11 protein-coding genes and 2 pseudogenes are annotated in these 11,323 nt (G+C 46.6%); 9 read left to right on the top strand and 4 right to left on the bottom strand.

Going from position 1 to position 11,323, the window contains the following annotated elements; all coding sequences use genetic code 11:
• The coding region (locus tag BOW51_RS06190; RefSeq protein ID WP_135568097.1) for an efflux RND transporter permease subunit at positions 1 to 1,941 on the bottom strand (1,941 nt) is incomplete at its 3' end.
• Positions 1,941 to 3,254, bottom strand: a complete 1,314-nt coding sequence (locus BOW51_RS06185; RefSeq protein ID WP_078476939.1) for an efflux RND transporter periplasmic adaptor subunit — start codon at positions 3,252 to 3,254, stop codon at positions 1,941 to 1,943. The genes BOW51_RS06190 and BOW51_RS06185, both read right to left, overlap by 1 nt.
• A gap of 162 nt (positions 3,255 to 3,416) precedes the next feature.
• Here BOW51_RS06185 and BOW51_RS06180 point away from each other — a divergent pair, with 162 nt between their 5' ends.
• Together BOW51_RS06180 and BOW51_RS06175 are read left to right on the top strand one after the other, a co-directional pair.
• Positions 3,417 to 3,689: a hypothetical protein gene (locus BOW51_RS06180; protein WP_078476938.1), complete on the top strand. Its 273-nt coding sequence runs from the start codon at positions 3,417 to 3,419 to the stop codon at positions 3,687 to 3,689.
• A gap of 82 nt (positions 3,690 to 3,771) precedes the next feature.
• Positions 3,772 to 4,932, top strand: a pseudogene (locus tag BOW51_RS06175) (IS30 family transposase).
• Between the two features lie 168 nt (positions 4,933 to 5,100).
• Here BOW51_RS06175 and BOW51_RS06170 read toward each other — a convergent pair.
• Positions 5,101 to 5,787 (bottom strand): glycosyltransferase, encoded by a 687-nt coding sequence (locus BOW51_RS06170; protein ID WP_078476937.1) that lies wholly within the window; start codon positions 5,785 to 5,787, stop codon positions 5,101 to 5,103.
• On the bottom strand, positions 5,780 to 6,289 hold the full coding sequence (locus BOW51_RS06165) for a hypothetical protein (protein WP_078476936.1): 510 nt from the start codon (positions 6,287 to 6,289) through the stop codon (positions 5,780 to 5,782). Before BOW51_RS06165 ends, BOW51_RS06170 begins: the two co-directional genes overlap by 8 nt.
• Before the next feature lie 1,017 nt (positions 6,290 to 7,306).
• Here BOW51_RS06165 and BOW51_RS06160 point away from each other — a divergent pair.
• The 7 genes and pseudogenes from BOW51_RS06160 to BOW51_RS06135 all read left to right on the top strand — a co-directional run bounded on the left by BOW51_RS06160 (position 7,307) and on the right by BOW51_RS06135 (position 10,967).
• Entirely contained in the window at positions 7,307 to 8,551 is a 1,245-nt protein-coding gene (locus BOW51_RS06160; protein WP_078476935.1) for a tyrosine-type recombinase/integrase, read from the top strand.
• Positions 8,548 to 9,090: a hypothetical protein gene (locus BOW51_RS06155; protein WP_078476934.1), complete on the top strand. Its 543-nt coding sequence runs from the start codon at positions 8,548 to 8,550 to the stop codon at positions 9,088 to 9,090. Before BOW51_RS06160 ends, BOW51_RS06155 begins: the two co-directional genes overlap by 4 nt.
• A gap of 106 nt (positions 9,091 to 9,196) precedes the next feature.
• A complete protein-coding gene (locus BOW51_RS06150) occupies positions 9,197 to 9,376 on the top strand; it encodes a helix-turn-helix transcriptional regulator (RefSeq protein ID WP_078476933.1) in 180 nt (59 codons plus the stop codon).
• The gene (locus BOW51_RS06145) at positions 9,373 to 9,948 is read left to right on the top strand and encodes a hypothetical protein (RefSeq protein WP_078476932.1); all 576 of its coding nucleotides are present in this window, start codon (positions 9,373 to 9,375) and stop codon (positions 9,946 to 9,948) included. The genes BOW51_RS06150 and BOW51_RS06145 overlap by 4 nt, the downstream gene beginning before the upstream one ends.
• A gap of 6 nt (positions 9,949 to 9,954) precedes the next feature.
• Positions 9,955 to 10,302, top strand: a complete 348-nt coding sequence (locus BOW51_RS06140) for a bifunctional DNA primase/polymerase (RefSeq protein WP_078476931.1) — start codon at positions 9,955 to 9,957, stop codon at positions 10,300 to 10,302.
• A pseudogene (locus BOW51_RS12020) lies at positions 10,293 to 10,424 on the top strand (bifunctional DNA primase/polymerase); the annotation flags it as partial. The gene BOW51_RS06140 and the pseudogene BOW51_RS12020, both read left to right, overlap by 10 nt.
• Entirely contained in the window at positions 10,425 to 10,967 is a 543-nt protein-coding gene (locus BOW51_RS06135) for a primase C-terminal domain-containing protein (RefSeq protein ID WP_078476930.1), read from the top strand.
• Positions 10,968 to 11,323 lie beyond the last annotated feature (356 nt).

Genomic DNA, 11,323 nt, shown 5'->3' with positions numbered 1-11,323 from the left:
GTCACGCCATACCTGTCTGAACTCTTCGAGGTGGGCATTACGGACTTCCCCACTGAGAATATCTGCAATGACACGAGCCACATGTGGCCCCGTTTCATTCGCGTCAGGATTTTGCCCATAGATAACGGTGTAGTGTGTGACCAGATCCTGTTCGTCAGGCTGTAGTGGTGTGTAATGGAGACTGGTTTCCTGCAGCGCATCTGTCAGTTGTTTAACGATCTTTTCCGTATACTCCAGCGGGGTTCCCTGGGGTAGCAATACACGTGCCTCTACAATATCCCCCTCTATTGATGGAAAACCTACAAATTTGAGTTTCCCTCCAACCGGCATCGCTATTGCCAGCAACATCAGCATGATAATGATGCCAACGGTGAGATAGCGATACTCGACAGAAAAATCCAGGACCGCTCCAAAATACTTGTCCCTGAATGTATCAAAGCCCTTTTCGAATGTTTGTCGAAAAGCAGAATCTTCACGCTTTCCGATGTGTGCAAGCGAGTGGCCAAGATGACTGGGAAGAATCAGAAATGCCTCGATCAGGCTGACCGTGAGAATCACAAGCAATACGATTGGCATCACACGTAAAATCTGTCCGATCTCACCTGTAATAAATGCCAGGGAGCCAAACACCATGACTGTCGTTGCAAATGATGAAGCGATTCCCGGGAGAACCTGTTTTACACCGGTTATTGCTGCTTCCATCGGTTTGTCACCACGGCTAAGGCGTGCAGCAATGTTTTCTGCAATGACAATGGCATCATCCATAAGCAGACCAATGCCGATCAATAGGCCGACCATGGAGATCATGTTGATGGTAACGCCCATCATCGGAAGAATGAAAAGGCCACCAAGAAACGAGACCGGCAAACCCATTGTGACCCAGAAACTGTAACGTAGACTGAAAAAGAGCCACAGGACCAGAAAGACAAGAACAAGACCCATCAGGCCATTGTTTAAAAGCATATTGAGACGGTCACGCACATTGGAAGAGCGGTCCTGGGTTAACACCAGGCTGATTCCCTTGGGGGCGCTCTTCTGTTCAACCTCGACAAAAGCGGCCACCTGGTCATAAACAGCCAAGACATCCTGTGATCTTGTCTTGGTCACATCGAGAACAGCAGCACGTTTACCATCAAAAATAATCTTGCTTTCATCAAGCTCGAAACGATCTGTGATTGTTGCAATCTCACCGAGTTTGATGGATGCGCCAGTTTCACCTGATATAACGATAAGCTCTTGTAGTTCAGCAACGCTTTTACGCTGATCATTGAAGCGCAGCAGCACATCTTCCTCATCACCTTGTAATTGCCCCAGGGGTGCGCTGACACTCTGTTGTTGCACACTATTGGCAATATCAGCAACAGACAGACCATACTGCCGTAAGTGTTGTATTGGAATTTCAACTCGAAGCTGGTGATCAGAAAAACCGTTGATATTGATTTCGGCTACATCAGATGCTCTTTTCAGTCGTTCCTTGACTGCTTCTGCATAGCTTTTCAATGCGACCGGGTCACTTGGGCCGGTTATTGCAATTGAGACTACCGCATCGGTTCTGCCTAGCTCTTCAACGATGGGTAACTCTGTATCATCCGGAAAATCAGAGATGGCATCGACACTGGATTTAATATCATCCAGAAATCGTGCCATTTCTGTGCCTTCTGCCATTTCCAGCGTTGCTGAACCGAATCCTTCGCTGGATTCACAGCGAATCTCATCCAGCCCGACGACACTCTCTGTTGCATCCTCAAGTCGTCGACAAATAGCATCTTCTACATCTGCCGGTGTCGCCCCCTTGTAGACCACCTGTACCTGAACCTTGTCGCTCTTGATTTCAGGAAAAGTCTCTCGTTGCAGGCCCGGTAACGCCACTAGTCCAAGCAGAAGAATGGCAGCCATCATCAGGTTGGCTGCCGTTGGGTGATGAGTAAACCAGCTGATCATTACTCAGCTCCGGCAGAGCGCAGGAGTTTGTTCTCTACGGCCTGATCATGCTGCGGTTGCAGAAGCATTCCTTCAACAGCAGGAATAAGGTCGGAAACGACCAGTTGTTGACCGGCTTCGATACCCGATTGAATGACACTCAGGTCATCCTGGTGATATAGAAACTCTACATCCTTGATTACAAGTCGCTGCTCACTATTCACGATTAAAACTTTGCCGTCACGGACAGCCGACCTGGGAATCACTATTTGTCGGGGTTGTATCCTGCCGCGTAACAGCACCTTGACGAACATCCCTTTTGAAAGAGGCGGCCGATGACCGGGAATCACTTTCTCAAATGGCTTGTCGAGTGCAACTACAATCCCGATTGTGCGGGTCTGACTATCGATACTGTCTGTAAAACGAACAAATTCCGCATCCCACTCTGCGACATCGCCTCCCATATCCATCTGAATTACCGGGCGGAAATCCACATATTCCGCAAAGCCCGCTCCGAGTTGTTCTGTATTGGGTCCATCAGCACCTCTGCCAAAAAACAGGTGTCGAAGTGATGACATGGCGACCTGCGCTACGATTTCTGATCGGTCAACAGAATCTCCCTGGAAAAGGGTTTGTCCGGTCGTAACAAACTGGTCTGTTTCGATGGAAAGGTTTGCAATGCGCAGATTAAACGGAGCTTTGATACTGGTATTTTCAAGATCACGTTCAGCCTGGGCCAACTTGGCTTCAATGACTTTCCGTTGTGTAGGCAGTAAAGCCAATGAATTCTGCAAGTTCTGTACAGATGTACGTGAATTCAACATGGTGCGTTCTGCCTGGTCAGTATCGCTACCAGATGTTGTGCCTACTTCAGCCAGCTTCTTCAGTCGATCAGCTTCTCGTCCTGCCAGCTCAAGATTGCGTTGTTCAATCACCAGAAGATCTTTCGTGTTATTTTGCTGGACCTCAATCTCAGCCAGTTCAGCTTTCAGTTGAGCCAAAGCAAGCTCATAATCTACCGGATCAATACGGAAGAGGGGAGTACCAGCCGCGATAATCTCGCCATCGCGTAGGCGGGGATGCATTTCAATCACTCTGCCGGTTACCTGGGCTACCGCCGACCAGATTTTTGCTGGTTGTACAACGCCATAACCCTCTGTGACGGGTTGTAAATCTACCTGGGGAACCTTGATGGTTCTTACAACTCGTGAGACTTCTGCATTTTCAATCTGAATCGGCGTTTTCTTGCCGGCATTCATGTACATCAAGACAAGCACACCAATCACGATGGGGGGAATGATCCACAAGGGTTTAAGTCTGGATGCTTTACTCATCGTGGTGACCTTTTATTGAGAGGATGGAGAATGAATGAACAGATATATTTTACAGCAGCGTTGTTAATCATGTGTAACGGTTTGTAACGTCCCTAAAGAATCTGAAAAGCCGTTCTTTTGCTGTATGGGAGAAATCTCAGTATACTGCTGTATCACCTAATATTGCTTGACCCGATTGATCAAGGGCAGCATCAAATAGAGTTAATTTTGCACCAGCGCCAGCGTCGTACCTCTCAAAAAATCTGCATGGTTATTGCTATGGTCAGTTATTTGGCCGCAGTAACCTGTGGTGTCACTGCGTTCTATCTGGGCGGAGAGGCCAGTCGTCCAGTGCTCGCCAGTCTCATGGCCAGTGTTGTCTTCTTTATCGGTAGCGGCATTGTTCTTCATGTCATTGCAGCGATAAACATGCCCGATCTGAAAGTACGCCGTTAGGAGCAGTGCTCAATGTCCGCTAACGACTGCGACTTCAATCGGTCAGTGCAACATCTAATCTTTAAGAGAGGAGATGTTAGCCATGAAACAACGACCGAGAATCTATTACACCGAGGCACAAAAAGCCCTGATGTGGGATCGCTGGCAACAAGGCGAATCTCTGCATGCGATAGCCAGGCTCTTTGAACGACACCATTCATCTGTTCAGCGTGTTCTCGCTGAAACTGGTGGGATACGTCCTGCTCCTCGACGACGATCATCCCGTTCACTGACACTGGCAGAACGTGAAGAGATTTCACGTGGCCTTGCCTCTGGACATTCAATCCGCACGATTGCAACTCTTCTTGGTCGAGCACCGTCGACCATCAGTCGTGAAATCAGGCGCAATGGTGGCCGGTCTCACTACCGGGCCAGTGAAGCTGATCAGGCAGCCTGGGATCGAGCACAACGTCCTAAAATCTGTAAACTGGTAGAGAATCGATCCTTGGCCCGATGCCTTGCCAGGAAGCTCCAACTGGAGTGGTCACCTGTACAAATCGCGGGTTGGCTAAAACGGTAACATCCGGAAGGTGAGAAGCAACAGGTGTCACACGAAACGATCTACAAGAGCCTCTTTATCCAGGCCCGTGTGGCCTTGAAAAAAGAGCTATTACAGCATCTTAGGCGAACACGTGGAATGCGCCGTTCACGCCATCACACGCAGAAAACGGAGAATCACGGCAGGATCACCGATACGGTCTCAATCCGTGAACGGCCAGCCTCAGTGGAAGATCGTGCTGTACCGGGACACTGGGAAGGTGATCTATTGATGGGTAGCAACAACAGCCAGATCGCGACACTGGTAGAGCGCCATACCAGGTACGTCATGCTGGTGAAGACCAACAGCAAGGAGACCGAGACCGTTATCAATGCGCTGATCAAGCATGCGCACAAGTTGCCGCGGGAACTCTACAAGTCGCTGACATGGGATCGTGGCAAGGAGATGGCTGATCATAAACGCTTTACACTAGCCACGGACATCAAGGTCTACTTCTGTGATCCTCACAATCCCTGGCAGCGCGGATCGAATGAGACTACCAATGGGCTGTTAAGGCAGTACTTCCCGAAAGGGGTGGACCTATCAGATGTGTCTCAAGCTAAACTAAAGGCTGTGGCAAGACGACTGAATGAACGGCCAAGACAAACGCTAGACTTTGAAACACCAGCTGAGCGATTTGCACAATGTGTTGCATCGACCGGTTGAAATCGCAGCCGAAAGCAGACCTTCGGAAAGATTTCTCGTTTCAGCTAGGCTGAACGACCGCTTCCGATCCAAAGCGGACATTCACAGAAACGATTAGCCATCACCATCGTTTGAGAAGTGCGCCATACGCCCAGTTAGGACAACGTCTATTCGGAGATTTTTATCGTGTTAATCACCCATACCTTCTTCCACTCTAGCGGGGGTTGCATGCCAAAACTCTGACATGTGACAATTCTTGTAATCCTTCAGGCAAGGAGTGCCTAGCGTATAGTGCACTAACTTGGCATTTGGATTATCAGGGTACTCATCAACCAACCAATTCCATTCCATGGGAAGCTCCCCAATCTCAGCATCATCGAGCCATGAGAATCGGTGCAGAAAGGAGCCATCTTTCTCTTGGATAAATTTTGGTGTGAGTATTTGATTTTTAGAATGCGCACAATTCCACAAGACGACACTCGACCAGTTCTTGCGAGGGTAGCTTTCATTAATATTGCCGAAATATTTCTTGCTGGCCTTGGTTTTGTAATCATGCTTTACCACTAATATTGCCTTTGTTTCGTCACGTAATTGCCAGAGTTTATTTATGTCCTTCCTGCAGATCATGTCTCCATCTGCAAAGATAGCCCAGCCGGAAAAATTATACAGATGGGGCGTTAGAAAACGTGAGTAAATAAAACGATTACTGCCATCAGTGTGAGTTTCTTTATAGTCATTTAAGGTGTTTTCAGCAAGCGGAATGAAATGAAGAGGCACACTGGAACTCTCAATCACACTTTGACAAAAAGCGTGGTAAGCAATAGCTTCTCGCTGATCAAATCCAACGACCAACCTGACATGATCTTGATTAGGCAATTTCTCGATTCTCCAGAATAGATTTTATTTTTTCTACTGGTTCAGACCAATCGCCAGTATTAGTTTGATCGAATATTCGTACAGATGGATACCAGAGACTGCGCCCCTGATCATCCCGGTGTTTCCAGTACCATAACTTGCCACTAACTTTGGGCGATAATAAAAATGTTTCCTTATTCATTGCTCCAGCAAAGTGAGGCGTTGCATTGCTGGTAGTGATAATAAAGTCACACGCCTCAATGAGAGAAAACAGAGCGTCAATATCATTCGTATTATCTATATCCTCTATCTCGTGAACCTGAATGCCACTGGCTTTATAAAAGTCCGTGATTTGATCTGACACATCTCCATACTGAAGATTAACCGCCTTGATAGATTGCAAAGAAAGAATGGGTAGATATTCGAGCAACTGCAGTGATTTTGAAGCGCCAATTTTCTTGTTACGACTGCTCCAGGCAATACCACAGAGGAGTTTTCCAGGCTCCTTTAATCGTTCACACAATTGTTGACTTAGAGACTTTCTAGCACGAAGTATTGGGTGTGTGGTTCTGAGAAGTTGAGCGCTGGAAAACTACGTTCAAAAATAGGAATTAATCTTGGATCGGTGGTCACGTAAATCTTTTGTTCTTCTTTGGGGTTGGGCAATTTCTGTTATTATCCCTCCTTTACGCATTATCGAGTACGATCCATCGCTGGGTCAGGCAGTGGAATAGGCGTCACATCAGCTGTACCTCGGGGTTGTACCGGTTCTGGTATAGGTATTGGTAAAGCGTCAGCCATTCCAGTCGGAGTTACCTGTGGTTGTGCAACGTCTGGGATAGGTACCGGTGCAGCACCAAATGCTGCAGATGCTGCAAACAGCAATGTGAGTGCCAATAGAATTGCCGTAAATTTGGAAATTTGTCTTACATTCATAATGACTACACCTCCACAAAATCCGCATGGCCTCTAATAAAAGATTAGTCAGAAATCCCCGATTTGTCTTGATTTGAATCAGTAGATGAATTGCTGTTGTAAATGACCGCTTCTGGCCGAAAGCAGCCATTGAAATTCTAGTCTCATTGGTGTGCCTGGATAACCTACAAAAATAGCACAGGGGTACACGAAAGGGCGCACAAGGCTGTCCGTATAAAGAAAAAACGCCTATATATCGAATAGGTAAGCGTTACATATGACGGAGAGAGGGATTGATTCATACAGCCTAAGGGCTGTATTCACCCCTTCGGGGCGCCTTCGGCGTCCAAAATGCTCCTTTGGTCGCATTTTGTCGAACTATCTTTCGGGTTCGCATCCACACTACACCAATAAATAACAAAGCCCCGTCTTTCGACGAGGCTTTGTTATTTATGGCGGAGAGAGAGTCCCCCATGCTAGAGTCCAATTGGATTCGCCGTCATTCATTGTCCCCAACTATTACCGCATCTATGAGTAATATTTAGTCCGATACGGTCTAACTGAGTTTGCTATAATCCGTACATCACCCGTACATTGTTCCGTACATCAGAAATTGGAGACGGAGATGGCAAAAACAATCAAAAGGTTGGCTGATCTGAAGGTCAAGCGCTTAAAAGAACCCGGCTCATATCCAGATGGTGAGGGTCTCTATCTGCAAATTACTAAGATAGGGGCTAAGTCCTGGTTCTATCGCTACGAGACTAGTGGTAAAGGGCGGAAGAAGGGACTGGGAGCATATCCCACGATCTCCCTTGAAAAAGCACGCAAGGCTGCGCATGAATGCCGTCTGTTACGTCAGCAGGGGTTAGACCCGATAGATTACGCAAGGCAACTTGAAGAACAAAAACTTGCTCAAGAACAAATTGATAAAGCTCAGGTCAAGACATTTAAAATCTGTGCGCTTGAATATATAGATTCCAGAAAAGCGGAATGGTCAAATGCCAAGCATGCTCATCAATGGAGTCAGTCACTCGAATCCTATGCTTACCCACATTTTGGTGAAGTTCCAGTTCAAGATGTCAACGTCAGCCTTGTTATGTCGGCATTGAAGCCGATTTGGACGAGTAAAACGGAGACTGCAACTAGAGTCAGGCAACGTATCGAAGCTGTATTAGATTACGCCGCTGCACTTCATTACAGGGCAGGAGAGAACCCTGCACGATGGAAAGGTCATTTGGATAAGGTGTTGCCTCGACCAAGTAAAGTGAGGGCTATCGTCCATCATCCAGCTATGCCGTACTTTGATGTGCCTGAATATTTTCAGTCGCTGCGTGAGATGAATTCAATTGCCGCAAAGACGTTGGCATTCACGATTCTGACTGCTACGAGAAGCGGAGAGGCTAGAGAGGCAAGATGGGATGAGATCGACCTTGATCACGCAGTCTGGACAATACCTGCTGAACGTATGAAGGCAAGGAAGCTTTTCCGTGTGCCATTGTCATCTCAGGCTATCGAGATTCTGAGTGAAATGCAGCCATTAGAACTGGAAGGCTGGGTGTTCCCTGGTCTGTCAGGACGGAAAGCCATATCAGAAGCAGCTGTCCGGAAATTATTGAAAACTGACCATCCTGATCTGACGACACATGGCTTCAGGTCTACCTTCAGGGACTGGTGTGCAGAAATGACCAATCATCCTAGGGAGATCGCTGAATCCGCCTTGGCACACGTTCTAGAGAGTAAGTCGGAAGCCGCCTACCAACGTGGAGACCTTTTGGAAAGGCGCAGGAGACTCATGGAAGCATGGGAGGGTTATCTTCTCACTGACGGGGCATCTGCTGATGTATTACCAATCAGAAGGGGATCAGTATGAAGAAGCCGAAAATTCATTTTACAAATCCGGAAAGCAGAAAAGTAGGGCCGCTGATGACCGAAGAGAGGCGTATAGAAGAGGTGAAGAAATGGGTTGAAGAGGATATAGACAAGCTTGATGAGTTATGTGAATTTTATAAGGTAGAAGCAGGAGACGCAAAATACTTATCTTTAGCATTAGAACTAGCCAGGCAATTCCTCCCTGAAAGAAAAAAAAGAGGGGCAAAAACGAAGTGGAATGAGGTTAGTGGATGTGCGCTTGCTGTTGAACTGGAGCGATTAATCGAAGGGGGCGCTACCCAAATGAAAGCGGCAAAGATGCTCGCGAAAGAGGAGCCATGGGTTTCATTCATTGAAAGTAAGGACAGTTATGACCGTAGCAGCGACCCTGCTAAAGCTTTGTTGGAACAGTACAAGAAATATCGCAATGACAAAATGATGAAGGTAATGCGTGATGCATTCTCCTATCGCAAGTATATTGACGATATTGATAGTTGGGACAAGTTTGTAATGGGCGTGACGAAGCCTATTGAGGAATAAATTACAGTCTACGAAAAAAAATTGTGGCAAATAATTCCATAATTAATTATTGCTATTCAGTCTTACTCCTGTAGACCACTTCGGTCATCACGAAACAGGAGCAAAAATGAAACAGTACATCGATGATAAACAAGTTGCCGAGCGTTACAACGTTGGTCGTTCTACTGTTTGGCAGTGGGTAAAAGATGGCTTCCTACCAAACCCAGTTAGGTTTGGTCAGCGCTGTACACGTTGGGACTCAGATGACCTTGATGCACATGATGTCAAGGCAAAGGAGTCCGTATGAACAAGCAAGACCAAAATCTGCATTCATTGTGTACTGTCTGCGGCATTGAGTTACACCAGACAAATATTGGCAGGGCGAGGAAAACCTGCTCCCAGTCATGCAAGCAGAAACTTTACAGGGAGCGCCGACAAGAGCGTGTTACGAAATCACCTGAACAATTGGTTGCAAATATCGTAACAAATCCTGTAGCGCCCCTCTCCACTGCTAATAAGAGCAATATATCGACCTACGATGCATCTTCCATCAAAGTGCTATCCGAACACGATCGGATGGACAACCCTGCATTTGATTATGAACTTGCTGAAAGGTTGGCTCGTGATTTTAATGAGCCAATCGCTTGGGTCAAAAGAGGCATCGCAGCTTGTCGTCATGCCGGAGTATCTACGCAGTATTTTGTAGACAGACATCTTTTTAAGAAGCCGATGCCTATGAATTGTGATGTTGATAAGGCATTTCGCGAGTTGTTTCATCAACCGCCGTTCCTCAGGGGTGGAAGAGATGGGGGCATTATGACTAAGGTACGTTGTATTCGTAAAAAGCAAACTGAAAGAATTACAACTGGTATCCAGTGACTTAGTATGGATAATTCTGATAGTGTCAAACTAGCACTAAGATATGCTGAACGTGGTTGGCCTGTCTTACCATTAAATGGGAAAAGACCGGCGATTAAGGGTGGTGTACACAGTGCATCAACGGAACAGGACTTTATCAGAAAAAGCTTTGCTAATGGCTCAAACATTGGCATACAGACGGGTAAAACATCAGGAATTGTTGCTATTGATATTGACCCTCGTAATGGTGGTGACGAGACACTCAGTAAATTACTCGGGCAATATGGTGAATTGCCACAAACCCTGCAATCAATAACAGGGGGTGGAGGCTTCCATCTACTTTTTAAGCATCCAGGCATCCAGGCATCAAGCTAAAAGGGAAACTCGGTCAGGGCATAGATATTAAGTCGGATGGGGGATTTATCGTTGCCCCGCCCTCGCTTCATCCAGACACGCACAAACGCTATGAGTGGCGAAATAATGCTGGCATAGAGTCAATGCCTGAATGGATGATTAATCTGCTCACGAAAGCCCCTACAACGCGTGATACAGGCGTTTCTATCCAAGAGGGAGAACGGAATACCACGCTGACTGAACTAGCGGCAAAACTCAAGCAATCAGGTAAATCCAGGCAACAAATAGAAACCACCTTACTTGAAGAAAACCTGCTTCATTGCAAGCCTCCTCTACCTGATGAGGAAGTGCATTCAATCGCAGAATGGGCAGCAAGTATAAATAGCAATGGTTCATTCAAGACGCAATGGCAAAATGCGGTGATGCGTGACCCAGAACTAAGAATGTATCAACGTGGAATCCTAGTCTCTCTATCACTTTACATGGATGCGGATGGTAAGGACTGCTGGCCTACCACCGAAACACTAGAAGCAGAATTTCATGTGAGTCGCAAAGCCCTTTCAAGTGCATTGGACGCAGGAATCAAGCGTGGGTGGCTTGATAGATATAAACGACCAAAGCCAAAGAACTCAACTGGAAAACAGAAATGGAGTTACGGCTACATTGCAAAGATGAGAGAGGATTGATGTGTACCAGATACCCAACATAACCCCTTTGATGGGTACGCCATGCCAGAAACTAGGTCTCAAATACCCACAATCATTAAATTATTATTTAAACCTTTCTCTTTGCTTAATGAAGTTACCGGAATTTCAGTACATGTTAGGACGCTGGCCAAGAAAGTGCCTTACCGGAATTATTTTGCACTAAAAAAGGACTGTTTATGAATAGTAGGCAAAGAGTGAACGCAAATCAGAGGAAACGCAGAGCTAAGCTACGGAGGATTGACTATCAGAATGTCACCCCAGAGGCGAAGGCGGTGATTGACTCAATGCGTCACGATGCTGTTGGTGGGGACGCGAGCAGCATCATTAACCGGATA

This window comes from Solemya elarraichensis gill symbiont (genome assembly GCF_002021095.1).
In the GTDB taxonomy this organism is placed as follows: domain Bacteria; phylum Pseudomonadota; class Gammaproteobacteria; order Chromatiales; family Chromatiaceae.
Note: the sequence above shows the minus strand (reverse complement) of the source record. Positions and strands in the feature narration are given on the sequence as shown.

Bases quoted from the DNA above. Each gene is read 5' to 3' on its own strand.
- BOW51_RS06185 (WP_078476939.1), bottom strand. From the start codon at position 3,254: ATGAGTAAAGCATCCAGACTTAAACCCTTGTGGATCATTCCCCCCATC.
- BOW51_RS06160 (WP_078476935.1), top strand. From the start codon at position 7,307: ATGGCAAAAACAATCAAAAGGTTGGCTGATCTGAAGGTCAAGCGCTTA.
- BOW51_RS06155 (WP_078476934.1), top strand. From the start codon at position 8,548: ATGAAGAAGCCGAAAATTCATTTTACAAATCCGGAAAGCAGAAAAGTA.
- BOW51_RS06150 (WP_078476933.1), top strand. From the start codon at position 9,197: ATGAAACAGTACATCGATGATAAACAAGTTGCCGAGCGTTACAACGTT.
- BOW51_RS06145 (WP_078476932.1), top strand. From the start codon at position 9,373: ATGAACAAGCAAGACCAAAATCTGCATTCATTGTGTACTGTCTGCGGC.
- BOW51_RS06140 (WP_078476931.1), top strand. From the start codon at position 9,955: ATGGATAATTCTGATAGTGTCAAACTAGCACTAAGATATGCTGAACGT.
- BOW51_RS06135 (WP_078476930.1), top strand. From the start codon at position 10,425: ATGCCTGAATGGATGATTAATCTGCTCACGAAAGCCCCTACAACGCGT.